The 16,374-nt window shown below is 68.4% G+C and carries 20 protein-coding genes and 1 pseudogene; 10 read left to right on the top strand and 11 right to left on the bottom strand.

Going from position 1 to position 16,374, the window contains the following annotated elements:
• Window positions 1-72 precede the first annotated feature (72 nt).
• Genes THITH_RS16640 through polA form a run of 3 tightly spaced genes read right to left on the bottom strand, consistent with a single transcriptional unit; the run spans window position 73 to window position 3,927 of the window.
• Entirely contained in the window at window positions 73-708 is a 636-nt protein-coding gene (locus THITH_RS16640) for an SCO family protein (RefSeq protein ID WP_006746665.1), read from the bottom strand.
• Window positions 705-1,199 carry a hypothetical protein gene (locus THITH_RS16635; RefSeq protein WP_006746666.1) on the bottom strand — a complete coding sequence of 165 codons (495 nt, stop codon included), beginning with the start codon at window positions 1,197-1,199 and terminating at the stop codon, window positions 705-707. The genes THITH_RS16640 and THITH_RS16635 overlap by 4 nt, the downstream gene beginning before the upstream one ends.
• Before the next feature lie 19 nt (window positions 1,200-1,218).
• Window positions 1,219-3,927, bottom strand: coding sequence for a DNA polymerase I (polA, locus tag THITH_RS16630; protein ID WP_006746667.1), 2,709 nt, complete (start codon window positions 3,925-3,927; stop codon window positions 1,219-1,221).
• A gap of 114 nt (window positions 3,928-4,041) precedes the next feature.
• On the opposite strand from polA, the gene THITH_RS16625 reads away from it, so the two are divergent.
• From THITH_RS16625 to ntrC, 5 genes are all read left to right on the top strand, one after another.
• The gene (locus THITH_RS16625) at window positions 4,042-4,794 is read left to right on the top strand and encodes an LOG family protein (RefSeq protein WP_006746668.1); all 753 of its coding nucleotides are present in this window, start codon (window positions 4,042-4,044) and stop codon (window positions 4,792-4,794) included.
• A gap of 1 nt (window position 4,795) precedes the next feature.
• Window positions 4,796-5,158, top strand: coding sequence for a DUF2782 domain-containing protein (locus THITH_RS16620; RefSeq protein ID WP_006746669.1), 363 nt, complete (start codon window positions 4,796-4,798; stop codon window positions 5,156-5,158).
• The gene (locus THITH_RS16615) at window positions 5,155-5,481 is read left to right on the top strand and encodes a DUF4124 domain-containing protein (protein ID WP_232222220.1); all 327 of its coding nucleotides are present in this window, start codon (window positions 5,155-5,157) and stop codon (window positions 5,479-5,481) included. Before THITH_RS16620 ends, THITH_RS16615 begins: the two co-directional genes overlap by 4 nt.
• A 159-nt stretch (window positions 5,482-5,640) precedes the next feature.
• A complete protein-coding gene (gene glnL, locus THITH_RS16610; RefSeq protein WP_006746671.1) occupies window positions 5,641-6,723 on the top strand; it encodes a nitrogen regulation protein NR(II) in 1,083 nt (360 codons plus the stop codon).
• Window positions 6,720-8,153, top strand: coding sequence for a nitrogen regulation protein NR(I) (gene ntrC, locus THITH_RS16605; protein WP_006746672.1), 1,434 nt, complete (start codon window positions 6,720-6,722; stop codon window positions 8,151-8,153). Before glnL ends, ntrC begins: the two co-directional genes overlap by 4 nt.
• A 5-nt stretch (window positions 8,154-8,158) precedes the next feature.
• Here the strand turns inward: ntrC and THITH_RS19510 are convergent.
• A pseudogene (locus tag THITH_RS19510) lies at window positions 8,159-8,353 on the bottom strand (hypothetical protein); the annotation flags it as partial.
• 410 nt (window positions 8,354-8,763) lie between these two features.
• Here THITH_RS19510 and THITH_RS16600 point away from each other — a divergent pair.
• A complete protein-coding gene (locus THITH_RS16600; RefSeq protein ID WP_006746673.1) occupies window positions 8,764-9,228 on the top strand; it encodes a tRNA (cytidine(34)-2'-O)-methyltransferase in 465 nt (154 codons plus the stop codon).
• A 98-nt stretch (window positions 9,229-9,326) separates the two neighbouring features.
• Here the strand turns inward: THITH_RS16600 and THITH_RS16595 are convergent, their stop codons facing one another.
• The 4 genes from THITH_RS16595 to grxC are packed head-to-tail and all read right to left on the bottom strand — an operon-like array spanning window position 9,327 to window position 11,683.
• A complete protein-coding gene (locus THITH_RS16595; protein WP_006746674.1) occupies window positions 9,327-10,349 on the bottom strand; it encodes an NAD(P)H-dependent glycerol-3-phosphate dehydrogenase in 1,023 nt (340 codons plus the stop codon).
• Window positions 10,350-10,395: 46 nt separating this feature from the next.
• The gene (gene secB, locus THITH_RS16590) at window positions 10,396-10,935 is read right to left on the bottom strand and encodes a protein-export chaperone SecB (protein WP_006746675.1); all 540 of its coding nucleotides are present in this window, start codon (window positions 10,933-10,935) and stop codon (window positions 10,396-10,398) included.
• A 41-nt stretch (window positions 10,936-10,976) separates the two neighbouring features.
• A complete protein-coding gene (gene trxC, locus THITH_RS16585) occupies window positions 10,977-11,417 on the bottom strand; it encodes a thioredoxin TrxC (RefSeq protein WP_006746676.1) in 441 nt (146 codons plus the stop codon).
• The gene (gene grxC, locus THITH_RS16580) at window positions 11,414-11,683 is read right to left on the bottom strand and encodes a glutaredoxin 3 (RefSeq protein WP_006746677.1); all 270 of its coding nucleotides are present in this window, start codon (window positions 11,681-11,683) and stop codon (window positions 11,414-11,416) included. Before grxC ends, trxC begins: the two co-directional genes overlap by 4 nt.
• Here grxC and THITH_RS19505 point away from each other — a divergent pair.
• Window positions 11,677-11,889: a hypothetical protein gene (locus THITH_RS19505; protein ID WP_084222723.1), complete on the top strand. Its 213-nt coding sequence runs from the start codon at window positions 11,677-11,679 to the stop codon at window positions 11,887-11,889. The genes grxC and THITH_RS19505 overlap by 7 nt on opposite strands.
• A gap of 277 nt (window positions 11,890-12,166) precedes the next feature.
• On the opposite strand, the gene THITH_RS16575 is transcribed toward THITH_RS19505, so the two are convergent.
• Both THITH_RS16575 and THITH_RS16570 read right to left on the bottom strand, forming a co-directional pair.
• Window positions 12,167-12,595 (bottom strand): rhodanese-like domain-containing protein, encoded by a 429-nt coding sequence (locus tag THITH_RS16575; protein ID WP_006746678.1) that lies wholly within the window; start codon window positions 12,593-12,595, stop codon window positions 12,167-12,169.
• An 18-nt stretch (window positions 12,596-12,613) separates the two neighbouring features.
• Window positions 12,614-12,964 carry an ArsR/SmtB family transcription factor gene (locus THITH_RS16570; protein ID WP_051418857.1) on the bottom strand — a complete coding sequence of 117 codons (351 nt, stop codon included), beginning with the start codon at window positions 12,962-12,964 and terminating at the stop codon, window positions 12,614-12,616.
• A gap of 68 nt (window positions 12,965-13,032) precedes the next feature.
• Between THITH_RS16570 and THITH_RS16565 the strand changes: the two genes are divergently transcribed.
• The 3 genes from THITH_RS16565 (at window position 13,033) to THITH_RS16555 (ending at window position 16,168) form a co-directional block, all read left to right on the top strand.
• Window positions 13,033-14,205 (top strand): murein hydrolase activator EnvC family protein, encoded by a 1,173-nt coding sequence (locus THITH_RS16565; RefSeq protein WP_006746680.1) that lies wholly within the window; start codon window positions 13,033-13,035, stop codon window positions 14,203-14,205.
• Between the two features lie 104 nt (window positions 14,206-14,309).
• Entirely contained in the window at window positions 14,310-15,614 is a 1,305-nt protein-coding gene (locus tag THITH_RS16560; protein WP_006746681.1) for a S41 family peptidase, read from the top strand.
• Window positions 15,611-16,168 (top strand): DJ-1 family glyoxalase III, encoded by a 558-nt coding sequence (locus THITH_RS16555; RefSeq protein ID WP_006746682.1) that lies wholly within the window; start codon window positions 15,611-15,613, stop codon window positions 16,166-16,168. The genes THITH_RS16560 and THITH_RS16555 overlap by 4 nt, the downstream gene beginning before the upstream one ends.
• On the opposite strand, the gene THITH_RS19500 is transcribed toward THITH_RS16555, so the two are convergent.
• Window positions 16,165-16,371 carry a hypothetical protein gene (locus tag THITH_RS19500; RefSeq protein WP_084222722.1) on the bottom strand — a complete coding sequence of 69 codons (207 nt, stop codon included), beginning with the start codon at window positions 16,369-16,371 and terminating at the stop codon, window positions 16,165-16,167. The genes THITH_RS16555 and THITH_RS19500 overlap by 4 nt on opposite strands.
• Window positions 16,372-16,374 lie beyond the last annotated feature (3 nt).

Raw genomic sequence — 16,374 nt, 5'->3', positions numbered from 1 at the left:
CTGCCTGTATGACGCGGGTCCCGCCGATTAGTTCCCGGGATGTGGACGCAGGCATCGGCAGAAGATGACCGGTCAACGCTGAGTCGGCTCCTCGCGGGAACCGGTGTGTGCCTGCAGCGCTTCCAGGAGCTGTGCCGAGGTCGTGCCGTGCGGATGCACCTCCAGCAGGGCGCCATCCGGCCCGACCAGGTAGGTCGACGATGAATGATCGACCACGTACCCCAGCGCCGAGTCTACCTCCGTGTATTGGTAAAACGCCCCGTAGCGCGCGGTAATCTCCCGCAGGCGTTCCTGCGGGCCGGTCGCGCCGACGATCGCGGGGTCGAAGAACGCGACGTAGTCGCGCAGGCGCTCGGCGTCGTCGCGGTCGGGGTCCACGCTCACGAACAATCCGTGCACACGTCCCTGCCACTGTGGCGGCAGGCGCGCAAGCGCGCCTGCGATCCAGGCGAGAGACACCGGGCAGGCATCCGGGCAGGACGTGTATCCGAAATAGACCCAGACATAGTCCCCGTGGAAGTCGTCAAGGCTGAGCGCTGCCCCGGTGCTGCTGACCGGCAGTTCGATCGGGCCGCCTTCCGGAGCCTGTGCGGTTGGAAGCACTCGGTGCGGGGCCGTCGGGTCGTTTTCGGGCGGGCGCAGCCCCAGTGCGATCAGCGTCAGCGCGAACGCTGCCAGCGCCAGCCAGACCAGCGTGCGGGCATTCATGTGCCGCCCACCGGCGTGCGTCGGGTCACGAAATGGAACCGCGCCTCGGCACGGTCAGCGGCGCCCTCGGGCAGCACGGTGGCGGCCCAGGTCATTTGCTCGCCGGTGCACGCGGGCAGCACCGCCTCGCCGCGGTATTGCCCCTGCGCGACTCGCTCCAGGCGCGGCCGATGATAGCCCATGAACATCTCGACTCCGGAGAGATCGATCTCGACCCATTCGGGATCCTGTTCGGAAAACGTCACCTCGACGTTCAGCGGCTCGAGGTGGCGGATCGGGCGCGGTTCGATCGCCACGCGCAGCGTTCCGCCCGAAGGCAGGGGTGTCGTGCAGGCGCGCGCCGCCAGGTCGCAGTCGCTGGGTTCGACGATCACGGCGGTGTCTGCGCCCCGTTCCGGCAGCAGGCGGTCGGCCCAGATCCACAGCGCTGCCAGGCCCAGCAGCGCGGCAGCCCAGGGTGCAGCCCACGAAAGCATCTGGGAAGGGGTCATCTCGGTCGGCCGCCTGCGGTCAATGCGCGGCATCCCAGTTCGCGCCGACGCCGACATCGACGACCAGATCGACCGCGAGCTCCGCCGCGCCGGACATGTCTTCGGCCACCGCCGCGCGCAGCGCGTCCACCGCGTCCTCCCGCACCTCGAGCACCAGCTCGTCGTGTACCTGCATGATCATCCGCGCCGGCAGGTCGCCATCTTCCAGGCGCGCGGCGACCTTCAGCATCGCGCGCTTGATGATGTCCGCGGCCGTGCCCTGCATCGGTGCGTTGATCGCGACCCGCTCGGACTGCGCGCGCCGCGCCGGGTTGCGGCTGCGGATCTCGGGCAGGTACAGGCGGCGGCCGAACAGTGTCTCCACGTACCCCTGGTCGCGGGCCAGCTCCTTCGCGCGTTCCATGTAGTCCTTCACCCCCGGGTAACGCGCGAAATAGCGGTCGATGTACTCGCGCGCCTGGCCCTGTTCGATCCCCAGGTTGCGCGCCAGCCCGAATGCCGACATGCCGTAGATCAGCCCGAAGTTGATCGCCTTCGCGGCGCGGCGCTGGTCCGGACCCACCGCCTCGGGCTCCAGCCCGAAGACCTCCGCGGCGGTGGCGCGGTGGATGTCCTCGCCGGCAGCGAATGCCTCGAGCAGGCCGCGGTCCTGCGACAGGTGCGCCATGATGCGCAGTTCGATCTGCGAATAGTCTGCGGCCAGCAGCAGTTGCCCGGGTTCGGCGATGAACGCCTGGCGGATCCGGCGGCCCTCGTCGGTGCGCACCGGAATGTTCTGCAGGTTCGGATCCGACGACGACAGCCGGCCCGTTGCCGCGACCGCCTGGTGGTAGGACGTGTGCACGCGTCCGGTTTCGGGGTGGACGCGCTCGGGCAGGCGTTCGGTGTAGGTGCTGCGCAGCTTGGCCAACCCGCGGTGTTCGAGGATCAGACGCGGCAACGGGTATTCGGCCGCCATCTGCTCGAGCACATCCTCGGCGGTGGACGGCTGCCCTTTCGGGGTTCGCCGCAGTACCGGCAGGCCGAGCCGGTCGAACAGGATCTCCTGGATCTGCTTCGGCGAGCCCAGGTTGAATTCTCCGCCGGCTTCGCAGTAGGCGCGCTCGGCGACCGCGTCCATGCGCTGCGCGAGTTCCGCGCTCTGCGCGCGCAGCAGTTCCGCGTCGACCCGGACGCCGGTGCGTTCCATGTCGGACAGCACCGGCACCAGCGGCAGCTCGATCTCGTGGTAGACCGAACGGGGGCCCTCGGCGCCCGCGAGGCGCGGGTTCAGCGTCTGGTGCAGGCGCAGGCAGATCTCGGCGTCTTCGGCCGCGTACTCGGTTGCACGGGCCACCGGAACTTCCGCGAACGCGATCTGCTTCGCGCCCTTTCCGGCGACGTCCTCGTAGGTGATCATGCGATGGCCGAGGTGCCGCTCGGCGAGGCTGTCGAGGTCGTGGCGGTGTGCGCCGGCGTCGAGCACGTAGGACTCGAGCATCGTGTCCTCGCGGATGCCGCGCAAGGTAATGCCGTGGTTGGCGAGCACGTTGCGGTCGTACTTCAGGTGGTGCCCGAGCTTCGCGCGTTCCGCGGATTCCAGCCAGGGGCGCAGCTGCTCGAGCGTGCGGTCGCGGTCGAGCTGGGGAGCGGCGTCCGGGCCCTCGTGCGCCAGTGGTAGATACCAGCCCCGGCCGGGCTCGACGCTGAACGACACGCCGACGATCCGGGCCTGCATGTAGTCGAGGCTGGTCGTCTCGGTGTCGAACGCGACCAGATCGGCGTGTTCCAGGCGGCTCAGCAGATCCCGGAACGCCTGTTCGTCCCGGATCGCGGAGTAGTCACGCGCTTGCGCTTCGTCCGGCGGCGGGTTGGCGGCGGAGTCGGCGCCGTCATTGCCTTCGAGTTCCTCCAGCCAGCGCCGGAAACCGAAGCGCGCGTACATCTCGCGCAGGCGCGTGGTGTCGGGTTCGCGCAGCGTCAGTTCGTGCTCGTCGATTCCCAGATCGACGTCGCGCCGCACGGTGACCAGTTCGCGCGACAGCGCCAGCCGCTCCAGCGCCGCGCGCAGGTTCTCGCCGACCTTGCCCTTGATCCGGTCGGCGTTTTCGATCACTGCGTCCAGGCTGCCGTATTCGGCGAGCCACTTCGCCGCGGTCTTCGGGCCGACCTTGTCGACGCCGGGGACATTGTCGACGCTGTCGCCGACCAGGGTCAGCAGGTCGACGATCCGTTCGGGGTCGACGCCGAATTTCTCGCGCACGCCCGCCCGGTCGAGTACGGTGCCGTTCATGGTGTTCACCAGCGTCACGCGGTCGCCGACCAGTTGCGCCAGATCCTTGTCACCGGTGGAAATCACGACCGGCTCGCCGCGTGCCTCAGCCTGCGCGGCCAGGGTCGCGATCACGTCGTCTGCCTCGACCCCGGGGATGCACAGCAACGGCAGGCCCAGCGCCCGCACCAGTTCGTGCAGCGGCTCGGTCTGAGCCGCGAGCTCCTCGGGCATCGGCGGGCGGTTCGCCTTGTACTCGGCGTAGAGGTCGTCCCGGAAGGTCTTGCCCGGGGCATCGAAGACCACGGCCATCCGTTGCGGCCCGTAGTCGGCCCGGAGCTTGCGCAGCATGCCCACGACCCCGTACAGGGCGCCGGTCGGTTCGCCGCCGGGGGCGGTCAGCGGCGGCAGCGCGTGGAAGGCTCGATACAGGTACGACGAGCCATCCACCAGCACCAGGGGGGCGTTTTCGGTCATCGGATCGGGTTCGCTGGGTGTCGGCCCGAGTGTACTGCGTTGCCGTCCCCACCGGGAACCGCCGCGCGGGCCCGGCGGTTTGTCGGTGAGTCGAACCAGCGCTACGCTAGCGCGATGAAAAAGGATGCCAGTGCCCTTCCAGACCCGACCAGCGAGCGCGCCCATCATCCCGGACTGGCGCCGATCGACGATTCCGAGCTGACCCGGGAAAGCTGGAAGATCTTCCAGATCATGGCCGAGTTCGTCGAGGGCTTCGAACGGCTCGCGCGGATCAAGCCGTCGGTGAGTGTCTTCGGTTCGGCCAGGATTCCGCCGGGACACCCGGACTACCTGCTTGCCGAGGAGATCGCGCGCCAGTTGTCGGATTCCGGTTTCGCGGTGGTCAGTGGCGGCGGTCCGGGCATTATGGAGGCGGCGAACAAGGGGGCGTTCGCGGGGAAATCGCCGAGCATCGGTCTGAACATCCAGCTGCCGCACGAACAGCAGGCCAATCCGTATCAGGACATCGGCCTGGGGTTCCGGCACTTTTTCGCACGCAAGGTGATGTTCGTCAAATACGCGTCCGCCTACGTGGTGCTGCCCGGCGGCTTCGGCACCCTCGACGAACTGGCCGAGATCCTGACCCTGGTTCAGACCGGAAAGTCGCGCCGGATCCCGATCGTGCTGGTCGGAACCGCGTTCTGGCGCGGCCTGCTGGACTGGTTCGAGCAGACGCTGGTCCCCCGCGGCACGATCTCGACCGGCGACTTGGCGTTATACTCGCTGGTAGACACTCCCGAGGCCGCGGTCAACGCCATCTTCGAGTACTACGAGGCACGCAGCTTCGAGCCCTCGGCAGAGGAAAAGCAACGCCTGATGGAGCTCTGAAATGCGCTGGATCCTGTTCGCGGCCCTGGCGGGCCTGATCGCCTTCCCGGCTACCTGGGCACAGGAGTGGAGCGATGCTCCGCCACCGCCGGAAATGGCCGCCGACGCGCCGCCGCCGGTGCTCGACGAGCGCGCCCGGCAGCTGCAGCGGCTCGAGGAGGCCGACATCACGCTGATCGAGCGGCGCGACGGGCTGATCCGGGAATACCGGTTCGGCGGGCGCCTGTTCATGGTCGAGGTGATCCCCCGCTACGGGCGCCCCTACTATCTGCTCGACACCACCGGCGACGGTATGCTCGATACCCGCCGGCCCGGTCTGGGCCCCGATTTCGTGCCGCCGCAATGGATTCTGTTCACCTGGTGATTCGGAAGGGGAGGCTGGCCCTCCCCTTCGGGGTCCTCCTGGCGCTGCTGGGGGCGCCGCCAGGGGCTGCCGCCGACGTTTATCGCTGGACCGGTCCGGACGGAACGCCGCAGTTCGGGGATCGGCCACCGAGCGGCAGCGATTCGGAACGGATCGAGGTTCGTGAGCCGATGGGTGCGCTGCCGTTGCCGGATGCCGAGGAGATCCTGCGCAGGCCGGTGCGGCCCTTGCCGGAGGAGCCCGAACATGCGGCTCCGGTCGACGCCGATCCGGGCGAACTCGAGCCGGCGACACGGGATCGGCACAGCATCCGCGACCAGTAGCACCAATCTGGTGCAAGTCGCTGCGTGGATCGCACCAGGTTGGTGCTATCATGTCGCCAGAGCCTGCACGTGCTGCGCGCCTCCGGCGCCGGATCGGCAAGCCGATGGCGCAGGCCAGGGGCGCGAGATCCTGGCGCAGTTCCTGCTTGGTCCCCTTTGATGAATGCCCATGCTGATCCACCCCTGTCCGGCGCGGACGTCTGTTCGTGGTGGGACGACCTGTCGACCGCCGTGCTGGTCACCGACGATCGGCTGCGGCTGCTTGCGGTCAACTCGGCGGCCGAAGTGTTGCTCGGGCTCAGCCGGGAACGTGTGGTGGGGGGACCACTCGGCCAGTCGCTGCGCCTCGACCGGAACCTGACCGGACAGCTGCAGCATGCGATGACCCTGGACCACCCGATGACGCTGCGCGCACGCCGCCTGCAGCCGTTGCGCGCCAGCGAGTTCCTTGCCGACCTGGTCGTCTCGCCGCTGCACGATGCGACGTCGTCCGCGCGCCTGCTGATCGAGCTCACCGCCATCGATCGCCAGCAGCGGATTAGCCAGGAAGACCAGCTGCGCCAGCAGCAGTCGATCAGCCGGGCGGTGACCCGCGGGCTCGCACACGAGATCAAGAATCCGCTGGGCGGGTTGCGCGGTGCGGCGCAGCTGCTCGCCAGCGAGGTGGACGACCCTGCACTGCGCGAATACACGCGGATCATCATCCGCGAGGCGGACCGCCTGCGCGGTCTGGTCGACCGCATGCTGGGGCCGAACAATCTGCCCCGCCGAGAGCCGGTGAACGTGCATGAGGTGCTCGAGCACGTGCGCGGGCTGGTCAGCGTGCAGCTGCCGCTGAATCTTCGGATCACCGCCGATTACGACCCGAGCATTCCCGAGGTCTTGGCGGACCGCGACATGCTGGTGCAGGCGACCCTCAATCTGGTGCAGAACGCGCTGCAGGCACTCGGCGATCACGGCGAGATCCGCCTGATGACCCGGATCCTGCGCCAGTACACGATCTCCGGCGAACGCCACCGGTTGGTGGCGCGCCTGCGGGTACGCGACAACGGCCCTGGCATTCCCGAAGAGATCCGCGAACGCATCTTCTTTCCGATGGTGACCGGCCACGCATCGGGTACCGGACTGGGCTTGCCGATCGCGCAGAGCCTGGTGCAGCTCAACAATGGCCTGATCGAGTGCCATTCGCGGCCGGGATGCACCGACTTCGACGTGTTGCTGCCCCTGGAGAGCGAGCAATGAATCCGTCCATCTGGGTGATCGACGACGACGATTCGATGCGCTGGGTGCTCGAGCGTGCGCTGAGCCGCGCCGGTCTCGACGTCCGCGGCTTCGAATCGGCGGACCTGGCCTGGGGCGCGCTGGAGCGGGAGGAGACGCCAGACGCGATCCTCGCCGACATCCGCATGCCCGGCCTGAACGGGCTGGACTTTCTGGCACGGGTGCGCGGCCGCCCGGATCCGCCGCCGGTGATCATCATGACCGCGTTCTCGGATCTGGAAAGCGCGGTCTCCGCCTATCAGACCGGCGCCTTCGAATATCTGCCGAAACCGTTCGATCTGGACGAGGCGGTAAGCCTGGTCCGGCGCGCGTTGCAGGCGCGCCGCGAGAGCCGGATCAGCGTCGGCGACGACGCGGTCCCGCCGGCGGCCATCGTCGGCGAGGCGCCTGCGATGCAGGAGTTGTTCCGTGCGATCGGGCGGCTTTCGCGGTCGAACATCACCGTGCTCGTGAACGGCGAGTCCGGTACCGGCAAGGAGTTGGTGGCCCGCGCGCTGCACCAGCACAGCCCCCGTGCGCACCAGCCCCTGATTGCGCTGAACACCGCCGCGATTCCGAAGGATCTGCTCGAGAGCGAGCTGTTTGGGCACGAGCGCGGCGCGTTTACCGGCGCCAACCAGGGCCGCAAGGGGCGGTTCGAGCAGGCCGACGGCGGCACGCTGTTCCTCGACGAGATCGGCGACATGCCCTTCGATCTGCAGACGCGGCTGCTGCGGGTGCTGTCGGACGGCACCTTCTACCGGGTCGGTGGGCATACGCCGATCCGGGTCGACGTGCGCATCATCGCCGCGACCCACCAGAACCTGGAGGACCGCGTGGCCGCGGGGCTGTTCCGGGAGGATCTGTTCCACCGCCTGAACGTGATCCGCATCCACGTGCCCGCGCTGCGCGAGCGCCCCGAGGACATCCCGCTGCTGATCCGCCATTTCATGCTCGAAGCGGCCCGCGATCTCGACGTCGAGCCCAAGCTGATGCGGCCCGAGGTCCTGGTCGAATTGCAGCGGATGCGCTGGCCGGGCAATGTGCGTCAGCTCGAGAACACCTGCCGATGGCTCACGGTGATGGCCTCGGGCCGCGAGGTTCATCTCGAAGACCTCCCGCCGGAACTGCGGGCCCAGCCGGAGCGGGAGCAGGCCGGCAACGATGCGCCGGCCGCGCCGCAGCGCGACTGGACCCAGGACCTCGCCGAGCGCGCGCGGGAGCACTGGCGCAACGGCTCCCGGGATGTGCTGGCGGTGGTGCAGCCCGAGTTCGAACGCACGCTGATCCTGGAAGCGCTGGCGGCGACCGACGGCCACCGCCAGCAGGCGGCGGCGCTGCTGGGCTGGGGGCGCAACACCCTGACGCGGAAAATCCAGGAACTCGGTATCGACCGCCCCGACCCCCGCTGACTCTCATGGCCAGCGGCCACCCCGATGTTGAAAGAAGCGTAGGGCGGAAAAGGCCGAAGGCCGTCATCCGCCAGCTGGCGCCCGGATTGCCGCGGGCGCCTGGGCATTGCGAACGCCGTACGGCGGATGACGCTGCGCTTTTCCGCCCTACGGGTCGCCAGGGACACGAGACAGGCCGTGACTTTCACGCTAACTACCATGGCCTATGCGGCCACCCCCGATGATGAAAGAGGCGTAGGGCGGAAAAGGCCGAAGGCCGTCATCCGCCAGCTGGCGCCGGGGTTGCCGCAGGCGCCAAGCAGGCGCGAACGCCGTACGGCGGATGACGCTGCGCTATTCCGCCCTACGTGTCGTCCGGGACGCGACGCGGGTTCTTTCGCCTCAACGCCTGTGCCAACGGCCACCCCGCAACATGAAAATGCCAGCCACGGAAAGCACGGACAGGCACGGAAAAAGGCTGATCCGGTTCATCTTCCGTGATTTCCGTGTTCTTCCGTGGCTGTTTTTTTACGTGGGCGACCGCAGTTCGTGGTCGCGACCCCGGCCCCGCAAGAAGCGTAGGCTGGCGCAGAATTTCGTCTCCAGGTAGGGAACCGGGAAATCCTGAGCCATGCTGCATATCGTACTGTTCGAGCCCGAGATCCCGCCGAACACCGGCAACATCATCCGCCTGGCCGCGAATACGGGCGCCCGGCTTCACCTGATCCACCCGCTGGGCTTCACGCTCGACGAACGGCGGCTGCGCCGTGCGGGCCTGGACTATCGCGAATTCAGCGCGGTTCACGAGTACCCGAGCCTGGCCGCCTGTCTGAAGACCGGAACCGTCACGCGTCTGTTCGCATTGACCACGCGAGCGCATCGCCGCCACGATGCGCCTGCCTTCGCGCCCGGCGACGGTTTTCTGTTCGGCCCCGAGACCCGCGGTTTGCCCGGGCCGGTGCTCGAACGATTTCCGGAAGAGCGGCGCCTGCGCATCCCGATGCGGGCGCAGAGCCGCAGCCTGAATCTCTCCAACGCGGTCGCGGTCGTCGTGTTCGAGGCCTGGCGCCAGTTGGGGTTTCCCGGCAGCGTCTGACGGTCTCGCGCCGCGGGTCGCCTGCGCGCGGAATACCCGTTTCAGCGCGGATCTCGGGAAGGCCAGCGCTGCGCGGTGGCGGCTCTGGAACTGCCGGGCTATTCGTCTTCGGCTACCGGGTCGCGTTCGAGCAGGCGGCGCGCGGTTTCGCGAACCGGCCGGCCCTGGTACAGCACCGCATGAACCTCGGCGCAAATCGGCATCTCGACGCCGGCCTGTTGCGCCCGCTCGATGGCCACCCGCGCGGTTTCGGCGCCTTCCACGGCCTGGCCGATCCGACGCCGCGCCGTTTCCAGATCGTATCCCTGGCCGAGGAACAGCCCCAGCCGGCGGTTGCGCGACTGATCGTCGGTACAGGTGAGGATCAGGTCGCCGAGGCCGGACAGTCCGGTCAATGTCTGCGGTCGTGCACCCACCGCGGCTCCGAGCCGCTGCAGTTCCGCCAGCCCGCGCGTCATCAGCGCGGCACGGGCATTGGCGCCGAAGCCGGCACCGTCGGAGATGCCGGCCGCGATCGCGAACACGTTCTTGAAAGCGCCTCCGAGTTCGACACCGAGCACGTCGGCATTGCGGTAGAGGCGCATGGCCTGCCCGTGGAACGCGGTGACGACCAGCTTGGCCAATCCGGGCTCGGACGCGGCGACGGTCATCGCCGTCGGCTGTTCGCGTGCCACCTCGGCGGCAAACGACGGCCCCGAGAGCACCGCCGGGGCATGGCCGGGAATCTCCTGCTCCAGGATCTCGTGGAGCCAGGCGCCGGTGGCCATCTCGAGGCCCTTGGTGGCCCAGGCGATGCGCTGCTCGGGCTGGATCCGGGGGGCGATCCAGCGCAGGGTCTCGCGGAACCCGCCGGTCGGCACCGTGACCAGGATCAGGTCGCGGCCGGCGATCGCCCGATCGCGGTCGGAAACCACATGCAGCGAGCCGGGAAACGAGACCCCGGGCAGATACCGCGTGTTCTCCCGGCGCTGCTCGAGCCGTTCGGCATGTTCGGGGTCGCGGGCCCACAGGACCACGTCCGGATGCAGGCGCGCGGCCTGCAGCGCGAGCGCCGTGCCCCAGGAACCTGCGCCAAGAACGGCGACCCGAGGTGCGCGGTCGGCCCTGCGGTGCGTGTCCATCGCCGGTCAGCGCGGTGCGTGGTCCCAGGGGGCGGCCGCCAGCACCTCAGGCCGACGCCGGGCCGGCAGGGCTGGGGGCGCCAGCGGGGGCGTTCTGCTGTGCCTGTTGTTCCTGCTGGTGCTGCGCATACAGCGCGTCGAAGTTGATCGGTTGCAGCAGCACCTGAGGGAAGCCCCCTTTCAGCACCATGTCGGCGACGACCTCGCGGGCGAACGGGAACAGGATGTTCGGGCAGTACGCGCCGAACAGGTGGCCCTTCTGCTCCGGGGAAAACCCGCGCGCGACGAACACGCCGGCCTGTTTGACCTCGACCAGGTAGGCGGTCTCGTCCTGCGATTTGGTCGTGACCGTCAAGCCGAGTTCCACCTCGTAGACTCCATCCTGCTCGTTCAGCGTACGGGTCTTCGTGTTCAGCTGCAGGTTGGTCTCGCCCTTCCATTCCTTCAGAAAGATGCCGGGCGCAGACGGCGCCTCGAACGACAAATCCTTGATGTAGAGCTTCTGGATCGTGAACTCGGGACCTTGCCCCTGTGGTGGCGGGGTGCCTGAGTTGGTGTTGGCGCTCGGGTTGTTCTCTTCAGCCATGTCTGGTCGTCTCGTGCAAGGGGTGTAAGGGGGAGGGGCGGTCAGCGCGCGGCGCCGCGCGCCCAGGCGACGATGTCGCTGGCCGACATCGCGCCGCTCTGGCGGGCGCTTTCGCGCCCGTGATGAAACAGAATCATCGTCGGGATGCCGCGGATGGCGAATCGGGCGCCAGCCTCGGGGTGTGCCTCGGTGTCGAGCTTCAGCAGGCGCATCGCGGGCTCGAGCTCCCGCGCCGCGCTGACGAATTGCGGGGCCATCATCCGGCAGGGGGCGCACCACGGTGCCCAGAAATCCACCAGCACAGGCCGCTGGTCGCGGCTGACGAAACGTTCCAGCCGTGCCAGATCGACCGGGCTCGGCTCGCCGCTGAACAGCGGGCTGCGGCAGGCCCCGCAACGGGCGCCGGCTGCGCGGGACTCCGGGACCCGGTTCACCTGGCCGCAGTGCGGGCAGACCCGATGTGCGCCGGCAGTGGCATTCATGCGCTCTGCCTGCCTGCGCTGGCGATCAGCTGCTCGAGTCGCCCGGCGCGGTGCAGCGCGGCCAGGTCGTCGTAGCCGCCGACATGGGTGTCACCAAGGAAGATCTGCGGCACCGTGCCGCGCCCGGAGCGGCGTTCCATCGTGCGGCGCTGCTCGGGGTCGATGTCGACGCGGATCACCTGGTACGCGTGCCCGAGCTGGTCCAGCAGCTGGCGTGCCAGCGTGCAGTAGGGGCAGAATTCGGAGAGATAGATCTGGAATTGCATCCGCCAACCTTAGCGTGAAAGTCACGGCCTGTCTCGTGTCCCGGGCGACCCGTAGGGCGGAAAAGCGCAGCGTCATCCGCCGTACGGCGTTCGCAGTGCCCAGGCGCCCGCGGCAATCCGGGCGCCAGCTGGCGGATGACGGCCTTCGGCCTCTGCCGCCCTACGCCTATGCCTCTTTCATCATCGGGGGTGGCCGCTGGCCATGACAGTTAGCGTGAAAGTCACCGCCTGTCTCGTGTTCCGGGCCACCCGTAGGGCGGAAAAGCGCAGCGTCATCCGCCGTACGGCGTTCGCGCCTCCCCGGCGCCTGCGGCGACCCCGGCGCCGGATGGCGGATGACGGCCTTCGGCCTTTTCCCCCTACGCCTCTTTCATCATCGGGGGTGGCCGCGGGCCATGACAGTTAGCGTGAAACACGCTCTCGGCGCGCGTCGCCGCGGGATCGATCGTCATCGCTCGTGATCCGCTGTGCCGGCACGAGCGTTCACTTCTTCTTGACCGGAAGACCGGCCGACTGCCACGCCTGGATACCGCCCTGGAGATTGGTCACGTCGGTGAAACCTGCGCTGACCAGCTGCGACGCGGCCACAGCCGACCGTGCACCGCTGCGGCAGTAGACGACGACCGGAGACTCCTTGTAGCGCTCGATGTCGGTGATCCGCTTCTTCAGCACCCCCATCGGGATGTGCCGGGACGCGGCGATCCGGCCGCCGGTCAGTTCGTTGTCCTCGCGCACGTCGAGAACCAGCGCGCCTTCGCGGTTCATCACGCGGACCGCTTCCGATGGCGGCAGCGCCCGGTACTTCCGGGTCGCGCGCTGAAACTCGGTGTAGAGGATCAGCGCGACCACCGCGATCAGCGCGCCGGTCAATAGCGGATGATTGCCGAGAAATTCGGGCAAGCGTTCAAGCATGGTGACAACCGTTCAGAGTCAGGAGCGGCAAAAGACATCCTGCATCATGCCGATCAGGCGCAGGGTCCGGGCATCGCCGACGCGGTAGTAGACGCGGTTCGCGTCCTTTCGGGTCGCAAGGATACCCTTGTCGCGGAGAATGCCAAGATGCTGGGAGATATTGCTCTGGGAGGTTCCCACCTGGTCCACGATCTCCTGGACGCTGATCTCGCGGTCCCCGAGGATGCAGAGTATCTTCAGCCGTAGTGGATGGGACATCGCCTTCAGCGAACGCGACGCGCGCTCGATGTCCTCGTCCTGGGTCATCAGGGTTTCATCGAAGCAGATCGGATCGTGGTCCACGGCTACACACCCGTATTTTGGGAACATCATGGGCAGATACGGCTATCGTACAGAATATAAGCAATCAAAAGTACTCGGATGTTTTCCCGAGCGCAATGGCTAGAGTGTGGAAATTCCCCCTGATACAGCCCCTTGCCGGGTGGCTGCTCGCGCTGATCCTGGTGCCGGCCCCGTTGGTAGGGGTCGAGACGGAATCCGAGCTGGAGGCGACTCGGGAGGCACTGGAACTGCTGGAACGACAGCAACTGCAGCGGATGCGGGAGATCGAACGCATCGAGGAGCGGGTTGCGGAAGTGGCCAGGCGCAACCAGCAATTGCGTTCCGAGCGCCGCGAGCTGAGCGCCAGGATCGCGGCACAGGATCGCGAGGTGGAGCGGCAGCAGGCGCGGGTCGACCAGCAGGAGGCCGAGCTCGCTGCGGCCCAGGACCAGGCCGCGCAGCTGTTGCGTGGGCAGTGGCTGCGCGAGCGGCACCGCCAGTGGCATCCCCAGCAAGGCGAGGCGCGGCACCATGGTGAGTTCGATGCGCGGGTCCAGGCCAGGCGCGAACAGCTGCTCGCCGGAATCGATCGCCGCCTGCATGAACTGGCCGAGGCGCGGGATCGGCTGGCCGACGCGCGGGACGGCTTGATCGAGCGGGAGCGCGAGGCGCAGCTCCTGCAGCGCGAGATCGAGCGCCAGGAAGCCGAGCAGCAGGCGCTGCTTGCCCGGGCGCAGCAGGAGGCAGAGCGCGCCGAGCTGGAGCTGACTCGCCTGGAACGCAATGCGCAGACGCTCGAACGGGTGCTGGAGCGGATGCGTGCGGCGCCCCCTCCCCCGGCACCTCCTGCGCCGTCGCGCCCGGAAGCCGCGGAGCCGGCAGATGGCTCGTTCGCTGCGCGCCGGGGCAGCATGGCGCGGCCGGTCGACGGGGCGACGCTCCATCGCTATGGCGGATCGCGTGGCAGCGGCGTGCACGCGAGGTGGCGCGGCGACGTGTTCGAGGCGGGTGAAGACGCGCCAGTACAGGCGGTGCACCGCGGGCGGGTGGTCTACGCTGACTGGATGCGGGGGTACGGGTTCCTGGTGATTCTCGATCACGGCGATGGCTACCTCACCCTGTACGGCAACAACCGGGAACTGCTGGTGCGCCAGGGGGCGGTCGTCGAGCGGGGCGCCGTGATCGCCCGCGCAGGGGCGACGAGTGCCGTGATCGCGCCGGGGCTCTATTTCGAGCTTCGCCACCGCGGGGAGACATTGAACCCGGCGTCCTGGTGGGACTCAAACTAGCACGCCCGACACCCCGATTCCGCGCCGCCCGCGCGCGATTGTCGGTAGGGGTGCAGGCAGTGGTAACATCCGGAATCAATGGCTTCCCGCGTGGGGATTCGAGTATGAACAAGCGTTTCAGCGTCGGCTACGGGCTCGTGATCGGCGTCATCCTGGGTCTGTTTCTGAGCGTGTCCTTCGGCGTATTCGCCGACCGCCACGAAGGCGCTGGCGCGCAGATCCCCGTGGAAGACCTGCGTCGATTCACCGACGTGTATATGCGCATCAAGCGCAACTATGTCTCCGAGGTCGACGACCGGGAACTCCTGGACAACGCGATCAAGGGGATGCTGTCCGGGCTGGACCCGCATTCGGCCTACCTCGACGAGCGGGAGTTCCGCGATCTGCAGGTCGGCACCAGCGGCGAGTTCGGCGGTCTCGGAATCGAAGTCGGGATGGAAGACGGCTTCGTCAAGGTGATCGCGCCGATCGACGATACCCCGGCCAGCCGCGCCGGCATCCGCGCGGGCGACCTGATCATTCGCCTCGACGACACCCCGGTCAAGGGCATGACGCTGTCCGACGCGGTCAGCAAGATGCGCGGCGAGCGCGGCACCGACATTACGCTGACCATCATGCGCGAAGGCGTCGACGGTCCGCTGCGCATCACCATCACCCGCGACGTGATCCGGGTGCAGAGCGTGCGTTGGGAGACGCTGGAACCGGGCTTCGGCTACGTCCGGATCACCAATTTCCAGGCGCGTACCGCGCGTGACCTGGTCCGCGCGGTCGAATCCCTGAAGGAGGAGGGGCCGCTGAACGGGCTGGTGCTCGACCTGCGCAACAATCCGGGGGGCGTGCTGAACGGGGCGGTCGGTGTCTCCGACGCCTTCCTCGACAGCGGCCTGATCGTGTACACCGAGGGCCGGCTGCAGGAATCCCAGTTCCGCTACACCGCGTCGCCTGGCGACGTGGCGGCCGGTGCGCCGATCGTGGTGCTGGTGAACGAGGGTTCGGCGTCGGCGTCGGAGATCGTCGCCGGGGCGCTGCAGGACCACAAGCGGGCGGTGATCATGGGCGTCCAGACCTTCGGCAAGGGGTCGGTGCAGACGATTCTCCCGCTGGCTCAGGAAACCGCGATCAAGCTCACGACCGCGCGCTACTACACGCCGGACGGCCGCTCGATCCAGGCCGAGGGGATCGAACCCGACATCAAGATCGAACCTCTGACGGTGGCACGCAACGATGACGGAGCGGCGCGCGTGAGCGAGGCGAACCTCGATCGCCACCTGCGGGGCAACGACGAAGCGAACGAGCGCGACGCGGTCGATGCCGACGATCCGGACGAACCCTTGGCCCAGCGCGACTACGCGCTGAACGAGGCGCTGAACCTCCTGAAGGGCCTGGCGATCCTGGGGCAGCGTTCGTGACCCGGACCCCGGACGCGATCCGGGTGCTGGTGCCGCTGGCCCCCGGCGCGGAAGAACTCGAGGCGGTGACGCTCATCGACCTGTTCCGGCGCGCCGGTTTCACCGTGGTGGTGGCCGGGCTCGAGCCGGGGCCGGTTACCTGCTCCCGAGGCACGGTGATCGTTCCGGACCAGCCGCTGGACGAGCTCGCCGGACAATCCTTCGATCTGATCGTGCTGCCGGGCGGGCTGCCGGGCGCCGACCACCTGCGGGACGACCCGCGGGTGCAGGCGCTGCTGCGCGGGCAGGCGGATGCCGGACGCCTGGTTGCGGCGATCTGTGCAGCACCGAAGGCGCTCGCCAGCGCCGGCATCCTCGGTGGTCGGCGCGCCACCGCATACCCGGGCGCGCTCGACGAGAGCGGGCTGCAGCCGACGGGCGCAGCGGTGGAGATCGACGGCGACATCGTCACCGGCCGCGGCCCCGGCGTGGCGATGGATTTTGCGCTGACGCTGATCGAGCGGCTCGGCGGCAAGGCGCTGCGCGAGCGCGTCGAGGCGCCGCTGCTGCGCTAACTTCCACGGCCTATGTGGCCACCCCCGATGATGAAAGAGGCGTAGGGCGGAAAAGGCCGAAGGCCGTCATCCGCCAGCTGGCGCCCGGATTGCCGCGGGCGCCTGGGCACTGCGAACGCCGTACGGCGGATGACGCTGCGCTTTTCCGCCCTACGGGTCGCCCGGGACACGAGACAGGCCGTGACTTTCACGCTAACCCCCACCGC

The organism is Thioalkalivibrio paradoxus ARh 1 (assembly GCF_000227685.2).
In the GTDB taxonomy this organism is placed as follows: Bacteria; Pseudomonadota; Gammaproteobacteria; order Ectothiorhodospirales; family Ectothiorhodospiraceae; genus Thioalkalivibrio; species Thioalkalivibrio paradoxus.
The sequence above is the reverse complement of the archived record's forward strand: the minus strand, read 5'-3'. Positions and strand labels throughout refer to the sequence as shown.